This is a genomic window from Microbacterium lemovicicum (genome assembly GCF_003991875.1).
Taxonomy (GTDB): Bacteria; Actinomycetota; Actinomycetes; order Actinomycetales; family Microbacteriaceae; genus Microbacterium; species Microbacterium lemovicicum.
The window spans coordinates 2,245,910-2,264,527 of record NZ_CP031423.1; the positions used below are offsets into that span (position 1 = coordinate 2,245,910).

At 69.9% G+C, this 18,618-nt stretch carries 18 protein-coding genes and 1 pseudogene; 9 read left to right on the top strand and 10 right to left on the bottom strand.

Features of this window, described 5'->3' with window-relative positions:
* Positions 1–60: 60 nt before the first annotated feature.
* The 4 genes from CVS47_RS10550 to CVS47_RS10565 are packed head-to-tail and all read right to left on the bottom strand — an operon-like array spanning position 61 to position 5,246.
* Complete coding sequence (locus CVS47_RS10550) at positions 61–1,539, bottom strand: family 43 glycosylhydrolase (protein WP_127096041.1); 1,479 nt, start codon at positions 1,537–1,539, stop codon at positions 61–63.
* A complete protein-coding gene (locus tag CVS47_RS10555) occupies positions 1,536–2,456 on the bottom strand; it encodes an alpha/beta hydrolase (RefSeq protein WP_241240115.1) in 921 nt (306 codons plus the stop codon). Before CVS47_RS10555 ends, CVS47_RS10550 begins: the two co-directional genes overlap by 4 nt.
* Complete coding sequence (locus CVS47_RS10560) at positions 2,453–3,928, bottom strand: C-glycoside deglycosidase beta subunit domain-containing protein (protein ID WP_127096042.1); 1,476 nt, start codon at positions 3,926–3,928, stop codon at positions 2,453–2,455. Before CVS47_RS10560 ends, CVS47_RS10555 begins: the two co-directional genes overlap by 4 nt.
* A 16-nt stretch (positions 3,929–3,944) precedes the next feature.
* A complete protein-coding gene (locus tag CVS47_RS10565) occupies positions 3,945–5,246 on the bottom strand; it encodes a C-glycoside deglycosidase beta subunit domain-containing protein (protein ID WP_127096043.1) in 1,302 nt (433 codons plus the stop codon).
* A 305-nt stretch (positions 5,247–5,551) separates the two neighbouring features.
* Between CVS47_RS10565 and CVS47_RS10570 the strand changes: the two genes are divergently transcribed.
* The 3 genes from CVS47_RS10570 (at position 5,552) to CVS47_RS10580 (ending at position 7,881) form a co-directional block, all read left to right on the top strand.
* Positions 5,552–6,292, top strand: a complete 741-nt coding sequence (locus CVS47_RS10570; RefSeq protein ID WP_127096044.1) for an IclR family transcriptional regulator — start codon at positions 5,552–5,554, stop codon at positions 6,290–6,292.
* A 90-nt stretch (positions 6,293–6,382) separates the two neighbouring features.
* Positions 6,383–7,570: a 4-hydroxybenzoate 3-monooxygenase gene (locus CVS47_RS10575; RefSeq protein WP_127096045.1), complete on the top strand. Its 1,188-nt coding sequence runs from the start codon at positions 6,383–6,385 to the stop codon at positions 7,568–7,570.
* A 71-nt stretch (positions 7,571–7,641) separates the two neighbouring features.
* On the top strand, positions 7,642–7,881 hold the full coding sequence (locus CVS47_RS10580; RefSeq protein WP_127096046.1) for a hypothetical protein: 240 nt from the start codon (positions 7,642–7,644) through the stop codon (positions 7,879–7,881).
* A gap of 188 nt (positions 7,882–8,069) precedes the next feature.
* Here CVS47_RS10580 and CVS47_RS17015 read toward each other — a convergent pair whose 3' ends face one another.
* The 3 genes and pseudogenes from CVS47_RS17015 to CVS47_RS17060 all read right to left on the bottom strand — a co-directional run.
* Positions 8,070–9,362, bottom strand: a complete 1,293-nt coding sequence (locus CVS47_RS17015) for a M23 family metallopeptidase (RefSeq protein WP_164734632.1) — start codon at positions 9,360–9,362, stop codon at positions 8,070–8,072.
* Positions 9,363–9,724: 362 nt separating this feature from the next.
* Positions 9,725–10,186, bottom strand: a complete 462-nt coding sequence (locus CVS47_RS17055) for a hypothetical protein (RefSeq protein ID WP_378790620.1) — start codon at positions 10,184–10,186, stop codon at positions 9,725–9,727.
* 348 nt (positions 10,187–10,534) lie between these two features.
* Positions 10,535–10,894: pseudogene (locus tag CVS47_RS17060) on the bottom strand (zinc-ribbon domain-containing protein); the annotation flags it as partial.
* 287 nt (positions 10,895–11,181) lie between these two features.
* On the opposite strand from CVS47_RS17060, the gene CVS47_RS10595 reads away from it, so the two are divergent.
* The gene (locus CVS47_RS10595) at positions 11,182–11,601 is read left to right on the top strand and encodes a DoxX family protein (protein ID WP_127096049.1); all 420 of its coding nucleotides are present in this window, start codon (positions 11,182–11,184) and stop codon (positions 11,599–11,601) included.
* Here the strand turns inward: CVS47_RS10595 and arr are convergent.
* Together arr and CVS47_RS10605 are read right to left on the bottom strand one after the other, a co-directional pair.
* Positions 11,594–12,013 carry an NAD(+)--rifampin ADP-ribosyltransferase gene (gene arr / locus CVS47_RS10600; RefSeq protein WP_127096050.1) on the bottom strand — a complete coding sequence of 140 codons (420 nt, stop codon included), beginning with the start codon at positions 12,011–12,013 and terminating at the stop codon, positions 11,594–11,596. The two genes, CVS47_RS10595 and arr, sit on opposite strands and share 8 nt — an antisense overlap.
* Before the next feature lie 46 nt (positions 12,014–12,059).
* Positions 12,060–12,494: a hypothetical protein gene (locus tag CVS47_RS10605; RefSeq protein WP_127096051.1), complete on the bottom strand. Its 435-nt coding sequence runs from the start codon at positions 12,492–12,494 to the stop codon at positions 12,060–12,062.
* 140 nt (positions 12,495–12,634) lie between these two features.
* On the opposite strand from CVS47_RS10605, the gene CVS47_RS10610 reads away from it, so the two are divergent.
* From CVS47_RS10610 to CVS47_RS10620, 3 genes are all read left to right on the top strand, one after another.
* On the top strand, positions 12,635–13,291 hold the full coding sequence (locus tag CVS47_RS10610; RefSeq protein ID WP_127096052.1) for a trimeric intracellular cation channel family protein: 657 nt from the start codon (positions 12,635–12,637) through the stop codon (positions 13,289–13,291).
* 78 nt (positions 13,292–13,369) lie between these two features.
* Positions 13,370–13,774 (top strand): hypothetical protein, encoded by a 405-nt coding sequence (locus CVS47_RS10615; protein ID WP_241240116.1) that lies wholly within the window; start codon positions 13,370–13,372, stop codon positions 13,772–13,774.
* A 61-nt stretch (positions 13,775–13,835) separates the two neighbouring features.
* Positions 13,836–15,512 (top strand): amidohydrolase, encoded by a 1,677-nt coding sequence (locus tag CVS47_RS10620; protein WP_127096053.1) that lies wholly within the window; start codon positions 13,836–13,838, stop codon positions 15,510–15,512.
* A 15-nt stretch (positions 15,513–15,527) separates the two neighbouring features.
* On the opposite strand, the gene CVS47_RS10625 is transcribed toward CVS47_RS10620, so the two are convergent.
* Complete coding sequence (locus CVS47_RS10625) at positions 15,528–16,100, bottom strand: TetR/AcrR family transcriptional regulator (protein WP_127096054.1); 573 nt, start codon at positions 16,098–16,100, stop codon at positions 15,528–15,530.
* Between the two features lie 121 nt (positions 16,101–16,221).
* Here CVS47_RS10625 and CVS47_RS10630 point away from each other — a divergent pair, with 121 nt between their 5' ends.
* On the top strand, positions 16,222–17,649 hold the full coding sequence (locus CVS47_RS10630; protein ID WP_127096055.1) for an APC family permease: 1,428 nt from the start codon (positions 16,222–16,224) through the stop codon (positions 17,647–17,649).
* 34 nt (positions 17,650–17,683) lie between these two features.
* Complete coding sequence (locus CVS47_RS10635; RefSeq protein WP_127096056.1) at positions 17,684–18,544, top strand: PhzF family phenazine biosynthesis protein; 861 nt, start codon at positions 17,684–17,686, stop codon at positions 18,542–18,544.
* Positions 18,545–18,618: the final 74 nt, after the last annotated feature.

Genomic DNA, 18,618 nt, shown 5'->3' on the forward strand with positions numbered 1-18,618 from the left:
GGCTCCTCGGCAGGTCTGCGGCGGTCCGTGTTCGGACGTGGGGGTCAGGGGTGTCGGGCGTCAGGACAGCGGTGTGTAGCGGAAGTCGCGGAACACCGCCTCGCCCTCACCCGACGCATACAGCGCGGGGCGGAGGCTCAGCAGGTCGCCGATCGTGTTGGCGTGGTAGCCGGACGTCTCGTAGCGCACGTAGTGACGCTCCCACTCCCCGCCGTCGGCACGGAACCACCCGGTCACGATGTGCGCGTCGTTGCGGATCCGCAGCGTCAGGCGGTCAGCGATCGGCACAGGCTGTCGCCAGTGCGTCCGGATGCCGCCGGAGTAGCTGCGCATCCCCTGCCCGTCGATGCCCATGCCGACGAACAGCCGGTTGTTGAAGAAGAGCAGCAGCCCGGCCTCGCCGTGGAGCGCGGTCGCATCGACGTCGACCTCCACCTCGTAGGAGTGGTCGCCGGTCAGCATCGCGAGCGGCGATGTGTCGCCGATCCCCGCGCCCTTCCCCGTCAGCCGCAGCCCGTCGTCGAGGCGCACGCGGTCGAGCTCATCGGGTGACGGCGCGTGGAAGCCCCACCGCTCCCCCAGAGCGAGCGTCGAGAAGTCGTCGACGACCTCGGCAGACGGATGCTGCGGCGCAGCGCCCGAGGGAGCCTCGAGCTCTCCGCCGATATCCGTGACTCCTGCCTCCGGCCAGCCGTCGGCGGTCCAGGTGATCGGCTCGAGGAGGATCTGCCGCCCCAGCGTGCGGTAGCCGTTCTCGTAGCCGTGCGAGACCATCCACCACGCGTCGTCGTCCACGTTCGCCCCGGGACCGGGCACGAGGGTGGCGTGCCCGCGCGACCACCAGTGCTCCCCGGCATCCGTCGTCCGGGCGATCGGGTTGCGCGGGTGGTTCTCCCACGGACCGTGCACCGAGCGCGAGCGGGCGACGATCACCATATGGCCCGTCGCCGGCCCTGCGGTCCCCCCGACCGCGCTGACGATGTAGAACCACTCCCCGCGCCGGAGCAGTTTGGGCCCTTCGAGGGCGTAGGCCTCCGTGACCCACTCGTCGGGGTAGCGCCAGCCGTCGTAGACCTTCTCGAGCTCGCCGACCGTCGACAGCCCGTCATCGGTGAGCCCGACGCGGCGGATGCCGTTCACGAAGAGCCACCGCCTGCCGTCCTCGCCCACGACGTGTCCGGGGTCGATGGCCCCCCGGATGCCGAGGTCGACCGGCTCCGACCACGGCCCCGCCATGGCGTCGGCGTGGATCACGAAGATCGAGGCGTCGGTCAGCGTCGACCACGGCGTCGGGATGAACGGGATGTAGATGAAGAAGCGTCCGTCGTGCCCGGCGATGTCGACCGCGAAGGTGTTGCCGATCGGCTTCGGGAGCGCGGCTGTGACATACGTCCAGTTCACGAGGTCGGTGGAGCGGTAGAGGAGCAGTCCGGGCGCCGCCTCGAACGAGGAGTACGTCATCCAGTACTCGTCGCCGACCTTGATGATCGCGGGGTCGGGCCGGTCACCGGCCAGGATCGGGTTGGTGAAGGTGGTCATCGTTCCTCGAGGATCCAGTCGACGATCGCCTCGACCGTGGGGCGGGCGGTGGGATCGGCCGGCTCATTGATGTGTCCGTGATCGGCGTCGGGTTCGAGGTGGAGCGCGACAGGGACACCCGCATCCGCGAGCACCCCGGCGAATGCCTCGCCGGAGGGACGCAGTCCGTCCTTCTCGCACACCACGATGAGCGTCGGCGGGAAGCCGGCCGCGCTGCCGATGCCGGGCCACGCGTACGGATCTGCCAGCGCCTCCGCCCGGCCGGAGTAGTTCATGGCCAGCGCCATCCAGGGCGCCGCGGGGTCCGGCGTCCGGCCGGGCTCGCCGGGGTGGAGCGCCGGGTAGACCAGCACGAGTCCCGAGGGCACCTCCTCGCCGGTGTCGCGCAGACGCGCGACGATCCCCGCTGTCAGGTTGCCCCCCGCACTCGCCCCGCCGAGCACCACGGAGTCAGGACCGACGTCGAAGAGCTCCTCGGCATGGGCCAGTGCGTGCCGCCAGCCGATCAGCACATCGTCGGCGGGCTCGGGGAAGTGCACGTCGCCCCGGCACTTGACGTAGTCCAGCGCCAGCACGGGGATGCCCTGTGCCGCCAGCTCGAGGGCCACCCAGTTCGACTCCGGCATGTCGAGATGACCGCCGATGAACGCGCCGCCGTGCACCCAGACGAGGGCGCGACCGGGTGCCGCAGCCGTCGTGTCCCGGTAGAGCCGGGCCTCGATCAGGCGTCTGTCCGGGCAGTCCAGGCGCAGGTCCGATGTCTGCACTCCCGCCAGGTGCGGGAAGCGACGGCGCAGCGATGTCGTGTCGATGTCGGGCCGCGGGTCGGCCGGCTCTCCGTGCTCGCGAAGGTAGGCGAGGCTCTTCGCGAGCGGCATCGCGCGGAGATCGACCGCTGCGTCCGCCGGCCCGCTCACGCGGGTTGCGTCTGACGCATGGCGGAGCGGATGAGATCGTGCTGCTTGCGCACGAGCAGCAACGGGTCGACCTCGCCCAGCTCGGCGAAGGCGTGACCCTCCCACTCGCTCGACCAGTAGCCGCGGTAGCCGCCCTCGACGAACACGCGCACGAGCTCCGGGTAGTCGATGGCCGGCTCCTGGCCGTTCTCGTCGATGTCGTAGAACTTCGCGTGCACATGGAGGATCTGCGGCATGATATCGGCCCACTCCTGCGGCGCGACGTGACCGTGCATGTTGAAGGCCAGGTGTGCGAACGACCCCAGTCGACCCGGGTCGAAGTCCCGTCCCTTGAGGTACCCGATGAACTCCTGCTGACGCTCCTGCATCGTGGCGTCGGTCGCCCAGATCGTCTGCAGGCGCTCGACGGCCTCACCGTCGAGGCCGGCGCGCGACACGGCGCGCAGCAACGTCGGCGACATGGCGTGCATCGTCGAGGAGAAGTCCGCGACGAAGCCGAGCAGAGGCGAGTCCAGCTCGGCGTACGTGTCGCGCACCTTGAGGATCGCCTCGGCGTTCGGGCCCATCGGTGCGTGGATCTCGTAGGCGAGCTTGAGCTCGAGCTCCTCGGCGATCGGCAGCAGGCGGCGCAGCAGCTCCGGCTTGGCCGACTGGATGCGCACGAGCGGGAAGCCGAGCTTCTTGGCGCCGCGGAACATCAGCTCGCTGAAGTCGAACTCCTCATCGGGCGTCATGTCACGATCGCGCCGGCGGCCCATGTCGAGGTTCGCGCCGAACGAGCTGGCGTCGAAGCCGTGGCGGTCGAACGCGTCGCGCCACGTGCGGGCGAAGTCGTCGGACACCACGGGATACGTGGGCACGACCTGGCTCGCGACGATCTCGATGCCCGGGCCGATGCCGAGCTCGGCGACGCGGTCGAGCAGGCCGTCGAAGTCGAACCACCCGGCGCGGAACTCGGCGCTGGCCGAGTAGAGGGTCAGTCCGAGCTTGAACGGATCGTGCTCGGTCGCCTCGGGTGCCGGCGGCACATCGGAGACGAGGGCCGGAGCCGCCGCATCCTGATCCGTCACCGTGAGCGTCCTGACGTCGCGGACGAAGTTCGGCACGTACATACCCGGGCCGCCGTCCTGGCCGGGCGCGATCTGCATGTACGGCAGCCGCAGCTGGCCGATCAGGGTGATCTCGTGGGTCTCTCCGAGTGCGACGGGAGCCTCACGGCGCACCACGAGCAGCGGATGCTCCTGGAGGAACCACAGCGTCTCGCTCTGGTCGGGCAGCTCGTCGAGCGCGTAGGTGCGGTCGCCCAGCTCGAAGCTCAGGTCGGCGGCGTCCACCGCCGCGCCGTCGACGGTGAGCTCGAGCGAGCCGACCGACGACAGCCAGAGGCTGCGGTACCAGGGGATGGTGAGGCGCAGCGCAAGACCGTCGGCGTGCGTGCGGAGGCTGTCGTCGTGGATGAGTCCGTTGGGCATGACGTCGAGTCCCGTCTCAGAGCTTGTCGGCGGTCTGGCGCATGAGCGAGTGCTGGCGGCGGACCTGCTCGATGGAGCGCCAGGGCTCGCGTTCGCCTTCGTACTCGCTGGAGAGGTACCCGGTGTAGCCGGCGTCCTTCAGTGCGCGGAGGACGGGTTCCCACGGGATCTGCTGGTCTTCGAGCTGGTCGTCGATGTCGTGGAACTTGGCCTGGATGAATACGACGTGCTCGATGATGTCGAACACATCGGCCGGGTCCACGCCGATGCCGTCCAGGAACGCGGGGCGACGGCCGGGCAGCTCCCCCGGCTTCAGGGGGATGGGGCGGTCCTGGAAGATGCCGGTGTCCAGCAGGATCCCGAAGTGCTTCGTGCCCGTCCGCTTGATGAATTCGACGTACTCGTCCACGACTTCGTGCTTGATCGGGGTGGGGGAATGGATCTCGGGGCAGATGATCACGTCCAGCTCCTCCGCGAGGGGCAGGGATGCTTCGACGACCTCGGTCCAGATCGGGTGCGGCACGAGGTCGCTGGTCACGACGCCGATCTTGGGACGCACGAACCGGAACCCGAGCCGCTTCGCGAGCCGCAGGTCGCGCTGCAGCGCGGCGGTGCCTTCGGCGACGGTCATGTCGCGGCCGTTCACCCCGCTGGAATGCAGGCGGGAGTCGATCCACGACCCGTAGTTCGTCGGCTCGAGGCCGTACTGGTCGAGGAGCCGGAACCACTCGTCGACCCACTCCTGCGACGGGTCGGGGTAGTTGGGCACGTGGCCTTCGCCGAGGATCTCGATCCCCGTCGCGCCGAGGTCGGCGATGCCGGCCATCGCCGTCTCGAGGTCGAGCACGGTGCCGTAGTCGGACATGAAGCTGTACAGCGACACCCCGTACTTGAAGGGCGCGCCGGATGCCTCGGGTGCGAGGGTGACGTTCTTGGTGACCTGGTAGCGGCTGGGCTGATGCTCCACCGGGATGTACGACATCCGCAGGCGCAGGTCGATCGACAGCTCATGGATGCCGTCGGGCAGGCCGCCCGCAAGGGGCACCGTGATGATCGCAGCATCCTCCAGCGGCCACCGCAGGTCGTCGCTCTCCCACAGCTCGGCGAGCGTGTGCGTCTCGCCCTGGAGGGTCCACAGCGGCACGTCGGGCTCGACGTCGACGATCCCCGGGATGCTCACCCCGATCCCATCGATCAGGCTCGCCGCCATGCCGCGATAGGACGGCATACGCACACGGAACTGGAATCCCGTGATCTCACCGCCCTCCCGGACGTTGCGGAAACCGACGGATTGGATGAGGTCACGTTCGAGCAGCATCAGTGCTATTCCTTCGATCGGGCGATCACTCCCCGGGAGCACGGTCGTCGTGCGGGAAGCCGCTGTCGCCGCTCTCAGGTTATCGCTTTGCGTCACTTTCCGTCATAAGTCCACGTGATGTGCACATAACGGGTTTTGTTTCCGTCTCACCTTCTAATGCCCTGATCCGGCCCCGGCCCTCACTCTCTCTTGAGCCGGAAGGCGCTGATGGGCGGTGGCGCGTACGTTCCGCGCGGACGATCCGGCCGTTACAACGGGCATGCCGATGAATGGGATGCTGCGGCATCCGGTGCCAGGATGACACCATGGCGAACTCCCCCTCCGGCGACTCGATGACCGACCGCCTCGTGCGCGTGCTGGAGACCTTCACCCCGACCCGCACGGTGCAGACGTCGGCCGAGATCGGCCGCCGGGCGGGTCTTCCCAGCTCGTCGGCGCACCGCATCGTGGCCGAGCTGGTCGATGCCGGGCTGCTCGAGCGGGACGAGAGCCGCGGCATCCGTGTCGGCATGCGGCTGTGGGAGCTCGCGACCCGATCATCGGGCGCGCTGCGGCTGCGCCAGGTCGCGCTGCCTTTCATGGAGCGCATCCAGGCGCGGGTGGGCGAGCACACCCAGCTCGCGATCCTCGAGCAGGACGAGGCCCTCTTCCTCGAGCGCCTCAGCCACCCCGACGCCGTCACGAACATCACGCGCGTCGCCGGCCGCCTGCCCCTCAACGCGTCGTCATCCGGACTCGTGCTGCTCGCGTACGCCGACCCCGAGGTGCGCGACCGCGTGCTGAGTGGGCGGCTGATCCCCCTCACCCCCGCGACGATCACCGATCCGGCGACGCTGCGTCGGACGCTAGGCGAGATCCGCCTGCAGGGGCACGTGGTCGCGCCGGGGTACATCGAAGACGTCTCCACAGGCCTCGCCGTGCCCGTCCGCAACGCGGCCGGAGCGGTCGTCGCCGCGCTCTCGGTCGTCCTCCCCCGCGATGCGCCGACCGAGTCCGCGCTGGCCGCGCTCCACCGCGCCGCCCGCGACATCGAGCGCGCGCTGTGATCCCGGTTCCCGATGAATGGGATGCCTCGGCCACGACCGGAGCGGACGTTCCAGACTGAGCCGCATCCCGGCCCCGTCGAAGGAGACGACATGACCACCCACGTCCGCACCCGCGTCGCGATCATCGGTGCCGGCCCCGCCGGCCTGCTCCTCTCGCACCTCCTCGCCGCCGACGGCATCGAGTCGGTCGTCATCGACCAGCGGTCGCGTGAGGAGATCGAGACGACCATCCGCGCCGGCATCCTCGAGCAGGGCACCGTGGATCTGCTCGTCGACTCGGGCGCCTCCGACCGTGTGCTGACCGTCGGCAACCGTCACGACGGCATCGAGCTGCGCTTCGAGGGCGAAGGCCACCGCATCGACTTCCCGTCGCTCGTCGGCCGCGCCGTCTGGCTCTATCCGCAGCACGAGGTGCTCAAGGACCTCGTCGCGGCCCGCATCGCCGGCGGCCAGGACCTCCGCCTCGGCGTCACAGCGGAGCGCGTGGAGGATGCGACGACCGACCATCCGCGCGTCATCGCCACCGGGCCCGACGGCGAGGAGCTCGTGATCGAGGCCGACTTCGTCGTCGGTGCGGACGGATCGCGCAGCGTCGCCCGCGCCGCCGTCACCGGCTCCTCCACCGGCGGCTACTTCCGCGAGTACCCCTTCGCATGGTTCGGCATCCTCTGCGAGGCGCCGCCAAGCTCCGAGGAGCTCATCTACAGCCGCTCCGACGAGGGTTTCGCCCTCATCAGCCAGCGCAGCGCCACCGTGCAGCGCATGTACTTCCAGTGCGACGTCGACGACAACACCGAGCGCTACAGCGAGGCGCAGCTGTGGGACGAGCTGCAGAAGCGCGTGCCCGGAACGGAGCTGAAGCAGGGCACGATCTTCCAGCGCGACATCCTGCGCTTCCGGAGCTTCGTCGCCCACAAGGTGCTCGAGGGCCGCGTCGCCCTCATCGGCGACGCCGCGCACACCGTGCCGCCGACCGGCGCCAAGGGCATGAACCTGGCGATCGCCGACGTCGTCGTCCTCACGGCGGCGCTGCGTGCGCTCTTGCTCGAGGGCGACGACCGGCTCGTGCAGGCCTTCCCCGAGACCGCACTGCAGCGCATCTGGAAGGCGCAGCACTTCTCCTGGTGGATGACCTCGATGCTCCACGTCGCCCCCGGCGCGTCGGAGTTCGACCGCCTCCGCCAGATCGGCGAGCTGCGCAGCGTGGTGGAGTCCGAGGCCGGCAAGACCTACCTCGCCGAGGCGTACACCGGCTGGCCTCTCGCCGGTCGTTCCTGACGGAGATCCCCCTCGCGACGGAGGCGTCGCGGATGAGGTGTGCGTAGCGTCGAACGGGAAGGGAGAGACCCGTGACCCCATCTCCACCCACGCCATCGCCGAAGAGCGAGTCCCAGATCTCGGTCTGGTACTTCGTCGGCGCCACCTTCGTCTTCGCCGCGCCCGTGATCTTCCTGCCGGATGCGGACTTCTGGGTGCGCATCGTCAGCATCGCCCTCGGGCTCGTGCTGATGGTCGCCGGCGGCTTCCAGCTCCGACGTGAGCTGACCGCGCGTCGTGACCGCCGCGAGGGCCCGCCGAGCAGCGCCTGACCCGCCGCGGGCACGAAAAAGCCCCGACCGTTACCACGCGGCCGGGGCGAGACGGATGAGAAATCCGCCTATCGGGATCTAGTCTACATGCGTCGGCCGGTTCTCGGTTGCCTCGGCCGGTTCCCGCTCGCCGAGCGGGCGAAGCGAGGCGAAGCGCCCCCCGACGCTCCGCCCCGCTCCTCCGCCCCTCACCCCAGCCGCACCACCGTGCGGTCCAGGGGCAGCTCGTTCGTCCGGTCGCTCGGGTCGATCTTGTCGAACGGCAGCTGGCCGGTCGGCTGCAAGCCCAGGTCGTCGTCCCAGATCCGGTCCGGCACCGACCCGAGCAGTGTGAAGGAGTCGAACACGTAGGGCACGCTGTCGGTCGGGAAGAACGTCGGCTCGGTTTGCAGCTGGAAGTGCAGGTGCGGCGTGGTCGAGTTGCCGCTGCTGCCGATCAGCCCCAGCTCCTGTCCGGCCTCGACGGTGTCGCCCACCTTGACCTTCACCGATCCGGGATCCATGTGTCCGTACAGCAGGTACCGGCCGGGCGCGATCTCGACCACCACGTGGTTGCCGACCGTCTCGATGATCGGCGGGACGGTGGGCGGCTCGGGTGCGGCATCCGTGTTCTGGAATTCGTCGACGGCCCGCACGACGGTTCCGGATGCCGCGGCCACGATCGGCTGGCGATACGAGAAGTAGCTCGACAGCTGGCTCGGATCCCCCTCCCACGTCGTGCCGTTCTCGTCGACCTTGAAGAAGTCGATCGCGAAGCGCTGAGGGGCGAGCCCGACGCCGTTCACCGGCAGGAAGCCGTTCCGGTGGTGGGTGTAATTGCTGCAGCATCCCTCGCTCATGTACCAGTCGCCGGCCGCGACGGGCGAGCCCACCACCGCCGCCTGCTCGTCGCTGACGGCGACGGTGGTCAGGAGGTAGGGAGCGCTCTGCCCTGAGCCGTCCGGCCGCACCACCTCTCCGTCCGTGCGGTGCTGCAGACGCGTGGGCACGGCGTCGGGGTCGACGGCCACGTCGATCCACGCGATCCAGGTCTGCGCCGATCCGATCTCGACGGGTCCGGTCGCGTCGACACCCTCCGACGACGCTCCGAGACGGGTGATCGAGCGCTGGATGGCGTCGGGCCCGATCGTGAGCAGGGTGTCGCCGGAGTCGGGATCGAGCACCTCGAGCGTGGAGACGGCGTAGGTGATCGGGGCGGCGTTGGTCAGCAGCAGCTCGTACGCGAGATGCACCTTCCCGTCACTCGCGAGCACCGGCGCCGGCGTGGTGGTCGGCTGGGCGATGAGCGCCGTGAAGCCGGTGTCGGGCGTCAGGTCTTCTCCATCGGCGACCGCCGGCCCACTCGGGGCGGACGTGGGCGACGGGCTCGTCGACGCGGCCGGAGCCGTCGGCGCGGTGCACGCGGAAAGCATCAGTGCGGCGGCGAGCGCCGCACCGGCCGCCGAAGCGAAGCGAGATCGGCGAGAGCGGATGCTGCGCATGACGTCTCCTGGGTGTCGGGCCCGTCGACGACGCGCCAATGGCTGGGGTCTTCGCGCACACCGCGCCGTTCCCCTGCCTCCACTGTCGTCGACCGCTCCACTCCTCACCATGGACCCACGTCCCGTCCTCCACGACCTCCCACCCATCGCCGGTGGCACCCCCCTCCGCTGGGCGAGCGCAGCGAGCCGCCCGCCGCCCGCCACCCGTGCCCGTCCCGCCCGGCCGGTCCACGCTGGCACCCCCCTCCGCCGGGCGAGCGCAGCGAGCCGCCCGCCGCCCGCCGGTCCACGCTGGCACCTGCTCCGTCGAGCGAGCGGAACGGGCCGCGACACCTGTCGTCCCTCGCGACCGACCACACTCCTCACAGCAGATACGCATCCACGAACAGCGGCCCCCGCACCTCCCTCAGCACGTCCAGCAGCTTCCCCATCGACGCCCGGTTCCAGCTCGCGAGCTGCAGGTCGTACGGCCCGAGCTTCTCGAGCTTGCCGGTGCGCAGGCGGATCACCTCCCATCCGGCCCGGCGCAGCATCCGGTCCTTCTTCCTGTCGGTCTCGGTGCGCGTGCCGACGTGCTCCAGCCCGAACCTGCCGGTGCTGTCGTACTCGATCGCGACCCGCAGCTCGGGCAGCAGGATGTCGGGCCACACCTCGAGATGCCGGAAGAACGGCTGGCCGGTGCGGACGGCGTTCAGTCCCGGCGTCACCCCCAGCGCGCCGAAGACGTCCCCACGCAGCCGACCCTCGACGGCCGACGCGGGTATCGGCGCGCACACCGACACGAACGGCTCGCCGACCGGCAGCGGCGGGGTCTTCGCACACAAGGCCGGCGCCGGCTTCTTCGGCCGCGGCGCCCGCGCGGGGCGGGCCCGGACTGCCGCGTTTCCCGCAGCCGCCGCATCTCCCATACCCGCCGCACCTCCCATAGCCGCCGGACCTCCCGCAGCCGACGCTCCACCCGCACCCGCCGCACCTTCCGGACCTGCCGCACCTCGCGCACCCGAAGCTCCACCCGCACCTCCCGAACCCACCGCACCTCGCGCACCCGAAGCTCCACCTGAACTGCCCGCGTCGCGCACAGCGCCAGGCGCTGGACCGCCTCGCTCCAGACCGCCGAGCACCTCCCCCGGCCACCTCATCGGTGCGGGGCGCGCGGTTGCGGTGCAGTCCGGGCACCACGCCGACTTCCGCCGCTCCCGGCCGGGACGCATCCGCTGCTCCGTCGGCGTCGCGGCGAAGCGGTGCCCGGCCGCGCACTCCCAGAGCAGCAGCACGTCGGCCGCCGGCGGGATCTGCGTCAGCGTGATCCCAGCGTTGAGGTCGGGGTGGTACTGCCGGATCAGCTGCGGATAGGACGCCCACGCCTCGCGATACTCGCCGATCTCATAGGGCACGTCGCGCCCGCGCGAGAAGCGCCGCCGCGCCCACCAGTCCTCGACCCGCTCCGCCATGCCCCGCACGGTACCGGGAGCCACCCCCACGCCGACCGATCCGGAGGAGATGTGCCGAACGGGAGGAGGATGCCGCAGCATCCGCCCTCCGGATCACCACACCTCCTCCCGGACTGCCCGCACTCGCACGCGTTGGCACGCGTTGGCACGCCACCCCCACCCGCACTCCACCCCCACGCTGACCGATCTGGAGGAGATGTGCCGAACGGGAGGAGGATGCCGCAGCATCCGCCCCCCGGATCACCACAACTCCTCCCGGACGGCACGCAAACCGCACGCACCGCACGCACCGGCACGCACCCGCACGCTACGGACGCACCCGCACGCACCCCCACCGCACGCCGAGAACGCGAAGCTACCCTCGAGGGATGAGCCTCCCCCGCACGATCGCCCGCTGCCTGCTCGGCGCGGCCCTCGTCTTCACCGGCACCGGACACCTCACGTTCCTCCGCGAGGAGTTCGTCGCCCAGGTTCCGGCATGGCTGCCGCTCCCGGTGGATGTGACGGTTCTGGCATCCGGCGTCGTCGAGGTCGCCCTCGGACTCGCGCTCATCTTCCTCGTCCGCTACCGGGTCGCGGTCGGCTGGCTCACCGCCGCGTTCTTCGTCGCGATCTTCCCCGGCAACATCGAGCAGTTCGTGCGGGGCACCGACGCGTTCGGTCTCGACTCCGACCTCGCGCGCGGCATCCGCCTGATCTTCCAGCCTGTGCTGGTGATCTGGGCACTGTGGTCGACGGGCGCGTGGAAGGCCTGGCGCGAGCGTCGCCGCCGCACCGCCCTCAGTTGACGATCTCGGCGTCGCTTCCGGCGAGCTTCACCAATCGCTCCCGCCACAGCTGAAGGTCCTCGGGCGACAGCCGGGTCCAGTCGTCTCGCTCAACCACGATCCGCAGCGGTGCCGCACTGCGGAACGACCGCGTCGGATTGCCCGGGAACTTCTTGTCGGTCACATTCGGATCGTCCTCGAACGCGCCCGTCGGCTCGACCTCGTAGACGTGCGGGATGCCGCGGCCACCCGCCAGCTCGACTGCGAGCTCTGCGGCGAGGCCGGCGCCGTCGATGAGCGAGGTGAAGTAGATGTGGTTCATGACGATCTCGGCGCGGTAGTTCGACCGCTGACCGGGAAGGAGCAGGTCGCCGACCACGAGCGCGGCCTTGGTGCCGTGGAAGAAGGGTCCGGGATCGAGAGGCTCAGTCACGCCGAAACTCTATGACCACGGAGAGCCCGAGGCCCAGACTCCTCGGTCAGTCCGCAGCGGCCGCCTGCTCCTCCACGCTGTTCGGCGTCCACCCGAACCAGCCGTCGGCGGTGGCCACCACGGTCCATTCACCGCAGATGAACGCGTCGGTGATCTTGTAGATGTTCGGCGTCCCCTCCATGGCGTACGACGGCCCCGAGAGCCGGGCGCCGGCACGGCACGTGGCGGTGTCGAGGGCGGTCGGGCTCGTCACGCGGAGGGCCTTATCAGGACCCTGCGTCGACTCGATGATGCGGATGCGCGTGCCGTCGCCCGGCACCCAGGCGACGGATTGGCCACCGTCCGACAGCGCCGAGGTGTCGGCGTAGTCGGCCGAGCGCTGCTTGTAGACGACCTCGTCGACGACAGCGCAGCCGCTGAGGGCGATCGCGCCCCCGAGGACGACGGCGGAAAGGACCAGGATGCGGGACGGTGTCTGCATGACTCCAGTCCAGCGATCCGCGGCGCGCGGCACATGCGGCGCGGGGATGATCCGCATCAGCCCTCGGATGTATCCCTGCGCCCCCGGCCGACAGCGTCCCGGACCCCGAACCGACCGAATCGAGCGGTAGCGTGAGCGGCGTGAGCTCCGCCGACACGCCCGCGGCCGCGGCATCCCTCCCCTCCCTGCGGGCGCGCACGTTCACGATCATCGACGTGGCGGCCACCGCGCTGTTCGGCATCGAAGGAGCCGCCGCCGCCGTACACGCCGGGCTGGACGTGCTCGGCGTGCTCGTCGTCGGCTTCGTCGTCGCCTTGGCGGGAGGGATGCTGCGCGACGTTCTCCTCGGAGACCTTCCGCCCGCGGCGCTGCGCACTCCGAGCCGCATCATCACAGCGATCGCCGCAGCCGCTGCCGCGTTCCTCGTCGTGGGCGTGGTCGATGCGATACCCGGCGGCGTGCTGATCACCCTGGACGCGCTCGGTCTGGCGCTCTTCGCCATGACCGGTGCCGAGAAGGCCTCCTCCCGCGGCGCGAACCTCTGGGTGGTGACGATCCTCGGCGGCATCACCGCGACCGGCGGCGGCGTGCTGCGCGACGTCCTGCTGCTGCGCACGCCGGTCGTGCTCACGGAGAGCGTCTACGGCACGGCCGCGCTCGCGGGGGCGCTCGCGACGGGCATCGTCATGTCGTTCACGCGACGACCCCGCACGGCGATGCTGGTCGGCTTCGTCGTCGCGTTCAGCCTGCGCATGCTCGCGGTGACCTTCGGCTGGCAGCTCCCCCGCGCGCTCTGAACGAGGCTGTCCGTCGAACGTCGCCCCGTGTCCGGAAAGCTGCGCGCGGTCACTCCTCCGCCGGGCCATCCTGGAGTCATGGCAGACCAGCAGCCCCTCGAGCCGGCAGACCAGCAGCCCGCCGAGCCGGCGGACCAGCAGCCCGCCGAGCCGGCAGTTCAGCAGCCCGCCGTCGTGCGGATGTGGACCGGCGTCGTCCGCACCGCCGACGTCGACGACTACGCCCATTACGTCGAGACCACGGGCATGACCGCGTACCGCGCGACGCCCGGCAACCTCGACGCGTGGCTCCTCACCCGGGACCTCGGCGACGGCCGCACCGAGGTCACGACCGTCTCGCGCTGGCGCTCACTCGCCGACATCACCGCCTTCGCCGGGCCCGACGCCGAGAAGGCCGTCTTCTACCCCGACGACGACCGCTGGCTCATCGAGCGCGACGAACGCGTGCGCCACTACCGGCAGGTCGGCGCGACGCCCGTTTAGCCCCGTCGCGCACCCGCGACCTTTGATCTACAGTTGTGTAAATCAAAGACGAGGGGATCCGATGAGGGACATCCTGCTGACCAACGCGCACATCGTGACGTCCGATGCCGCGCGACCGCGTGCGGACACGCTCGCCATCCGCGGCGGGCGGATCGCCTTCGTCGGCGAGCGCGCGGACTGGGACGAATCGCTCTCGCTGCCGGAAAGGAATCTGGGCGGACGCACCGTCGTGCCCGGTCTCATCGACGCGCACACCCACCCCTCGATGGTGGCGCGCAGCGCGTGGCACGTGCCGCTGCCCAAGAGCGACGACGTCGACGAGATCCTGGCGTTCGTCCGTGGATACGGCGCCGCACACCCGAGGGAGGAGGCGCCGTTCCTCTACTTCGAGTACTACCCGAGCACGCTGTTCGGCGACGGCCGGCCGACGAAGGAGCTCCTCGACACGGCCATCTCCGATCGGCCGGTGCTCTTGCAGGACTTCAGCGATCACGCGCACTGGGTCAACTCGCGCATGATCGATCTGCTGGGAGTGACCGCGGACACCCCTGATCCCGTGCCCGGACTCGAGATGTTCGTGCGCGACGATGACGGCCGGCCGACGGGCCACATCCTCGAGATGGCGTATACGCACTTCATCGACCGTCTCTATGACCGGATCGGATGGCGTCCGCCCGCCGTGACGACTGAGAGCCTCGCCGACGTGCTCGACACGATGGGCGCGAGCGGAGTGACCGCGCTGTTCGAGGCGCTGATCGAAGACGAGGATGCGCTCGAAGCGGTGTCCGGCCTCGATCGCTCCGGGCGGCTGCACCTGCGCTATGAGGCCGCCGCCCGCTTCCGCACGCGCGCCGACCTCCCCGGCGCGATCGCCCGGGCTCGCCGATGGGATGAGCGGTACGGCAGCGACCGGGTGCGCATCCGCACCCTCAAACTCTTCCTCGACGGCACGAACGAGAGCGGCAACAGCGCCGTCATCGCGCCGTTCGACAACGACGCCTCCCGCACCGACCTCGGCGACATCCAGATGGAGACCGACGAGCTGGTCGAGTGCCTGGAGCTGATGAACCACGAGCGCATCGACCTGCACATCCACATGGTCGGCGACCGCGCGTTCCGCGTGGCCTGCGATGCCGTGGAGCGCGCGCAGACCCGCTCCGAGATCAACGGCGCGCCGTGGCTCCTGCAGGTGACCTTCGCGCACTGCGAGCTCATCGACCCCGCAGACATGGGTCGCCCCGCCGCGCTGGGCGTCATCGTGAACTGGACGACCCACTGGTCGGGCGGCTACTTCGGCGAGGAGGGGCGCGCCTACCTCGGCGATCGGTGGGACCACATGTACGACTTCACCGCGATCGCCGACAGCGGTGCGACACTCGCCTTTGCGAGCGACGTGGTCACCCGGTACGAGCTGCACCGCGCGCATCCGTTCTTCGGCATGCAGGTCGCCGCCACACGCGTCGACCCCGAGGTGCCGCTCGACCCGGGGCGGTACCCCGGCAGCGTGCGGCCCAGCGCCCGCTCACGCCTGTCGGTCGAGCGTCTCCTGAAAGGCCACACCATCGACGCCGCGCGGCAGCTGCGCATCGACGCCCAGGTCGGATCACTGGAGGTCGGAAAGGACGCGAACCTGGTGGTCCTGAGTGACGATCCGTTCGAGATCGACGTCGACCGGCTCGGGACCATTCGGCCCGTCGCCGTGATGGTCGAGGGCGAGGTCGTGTCCGGCGAGCTCTGACGCGGCGCCGCGGCCTCAGTCCTGTCGCACGACGGCCGGAGCGAAGGATGCCGCCGTCTCGATGAGCCGCTCGGCGCGCGGCGCTCGAGGGTTCAGCAGGTCGAGCATGAGAGCGCCCATCGACATCGCCATGAGCGCGTGCGCACGCGTCGCGATGTCCGCGTCGGACAGTGCGGGTCCGGCGGTGCGCAGCAGATGGGCGATGCGCTCCTCAACGTGGGCGTAGGTCGCGTGCGTGCGCGCGCGAACGCGCTCGTCCTCCCGGGACTCGTGCAGGAAGGCGAGGATGACGGCGTCGTCCTCCTCGTACACGAACGAGAGTGCCAGCAGCTTCTCGAAGGACTCTCCGACGGTCGACGGCGAACCGGTGACGGCGGTCACCTGCTCCACCTCCCGCACGTAATCGCCCACGGTGGCCTCCCAGACGGCATCGAGGAGCTCGTCACGGTTGCCGAGGTAGTGCCGGATGTGCGCCCGGGTCATCCCCGCTTCCTCGGCGATGCGCTCCTGCGTCGCACCGTCGATGCCGTACTGCGAGATGGCGCGCTTCGCAGCGGCGATGATCTGCGGCTTCCGCTGCTCGCTCATGTCGCGTCGTCCCACTGACCGCCTCCTCGCTTGGTCCTTGACAACATCATGCGGTCAAATTAGCTTATCCATGTTGTAAAACTATTCGAAGATCACCGACGATCGCGGAGACGGATCACCCATGAGCGCACACGCCTCCGACACGACCGGCCACGACGGTTCGTTCCGTCGGGTCCTCAAGCTCCGCCACCTGGTCGCCTTCGGGCTGGCGTACCTCGCGCCGACGGTGGTCTTCAACTACTACGGCATCGCCACCTCCGCGACCGGCGGCATGATGGCCCTCGCGTACCTCGTCACCATGACGGCGATGTTCTTCACCGCGTACTCCTACGCGCAGATGGTGAAGGCCTACCCGGTCGCCGGGTCGGCATACACGTACGTGCAGCGGTCCGTGAACCCGTGGCTGGGCTTCGGCACCGGCTGGGTGCTGCTGCTGGACTACCTGTTGCTGCCGATGATCTGCTACCTGCTCTTCGGCGTCTACATGAACGAGTACGTTCCCGCGGTCCCGATCTGGGTGTGGGTCGTCATCGCCGCCGCGGTCGGTGCGACGATCAACATCGTCGGCACGCGCATCTCCGGGCGCGTCAACGTCGTGGTCGTCAGCCTGCAGGTGGTGTTCTGCCTGTTCCTCGTCGGCCTCATCGTCGTCTACGTGGTCAACCGCGACGGCGCCGGTGGACTGTGGGCGCCGCAGGCGCTGCTGGATGCCACGCGGTTCGACGGCGGCGGTGTGCTGTGGGCCGCATCCATCCTCGCGGTGTCGTTCCTCGGCTTCGACGCCGTCTCGACCCTCGCCGAAGAGGCGGAGGATCCGCGTAAGAACGTCCCCCGCGCTGTGCTCATCGTCTGTCTCGGCGCGGGCGTCGCCTTCGCCGTCATCTCCTACTTCCTGCAGCTGGCCTGGCCGACCGCCTACCTCGATCTCGCCGACCCCGACACGGGAATCTTCGAGCTGCTTCAGCGCCTCGGCGGCGACGCGCTCGGGCTCGTGTTCTTCGTGACAGACCAGTCCGCGACGATCCTCGCCGCGATGGCCGCCATCGCCGCCGTCTCCCGGCTGCTGTACACGATGGGACGCGACCGCATCCTGCCCGAGCAGGTCTTCGGCCGGCTCTCGCGCCGGTTCGGCACCCCGGTCACCAACATCCTCATCACGTCCGCGATCGCGCTGACGGCGATCTTCTACGCAGACAACCTCTTCGGCGCGGCATCCCTCACCAGCTTCGGCGCCATCACCGGCTTCATCATGGTGAACGTCGCTGTCATCAGCCACTACTTCATCCGCGAGCGTCGACGCGCCGGCTGGGACGTCGTACGGTTCCTCGTCCTCCCTCTCGCGGGTATCGCGGTGAACATCGTGCTGTGGATCGGCATCGACATCCCCGCGAAGCTCCTCGGCCTGCTCTGGCTCGTCGTCGGCGCCGTGTACCTCGGCATCGTCTCGAAGGGCTTCCGCGTCTACCCGACGCCCATCCGCGAAGAGGTCGACGAGTCGCTCGCAGACGTCGCCGACGAGACAAGCGCGCAGAAGGACGCCGCGCGCTGAGGCGTCACGCCGCGGTTCCCGGCATGCTGGAGCCATGACATCGCGAGCCGTCACTCCCCTGCGCTACGCCGCATTCGCCGCGGCTCCCGGTGGAGGAAATCCCGCCGGGGTGGTGCTGGATGCCGCCGCCCTCACCGACGCCGAGATGCAGGCCATCGCGGCCGATGTCGGCTACTCCGAGACCGCGTTCGTGACGTCTCAGGAGACGGATGCTGCGCCCCGCCATGTGCGCATCCGGTACTTCTCCCCGGTCGCCGAGGTCCCCTTCTGCGGACACGCGACGATCGCGACGGCGGTCGCCCTCGCCGAGCGCCATGGCACCGGCGAGTTCGTCTTCGAAACTCCGGTCGGCGACGTCGTCATCGCCACCGCCGACGGCGAGCGCGGCATCGAGGCGTCCTTCACCAGCATCGAGCCCGAGGTCACCGACCTCGACAACGCCGTCCTCGATCGGCTGCTGCGCCTGCTCGGGGTGACGCGGGCGGACCTCGACCTGCAGCATCCGCCCCGTCTCTCCTTCGCCGGCAACCGGCATCCCGTCGTGGTGTTCGCCGACCGCGCGGTCTTCGACGGCTTCACGTTCGATCCCGATGCCGTGCGCGCACTGATGGACGAGCAGGGCTGGGCGGGCACGGTGACCACCCTTTTCGCCGTATCGGAGGCGGAGTTCGACGCCCGCAACCTCTTCCCGGTGGGCGCGATCACGGAGGATCCGGCGACGGGATCGGCCGCGGCATCCGTCGGCGCGTATCTCCGCGCGCTCGCGCTCGTGCGTCCGCCGGCGCGCATCACGATCACGCAGGGCGCGCACGTCGGGCGTCCGAGCGTGCTGCAGGTCGACATTCCCGCCATCGGCGGCATCACGGTGACGGGCACCGCGACGCCGATCGCCTGACCCCCTTGCTCCCCCGCGCGTTGGGGACGACTTCCGTCGCCCCGGCCGGCAGCCCTGCGACGAAAGTCGTCCCT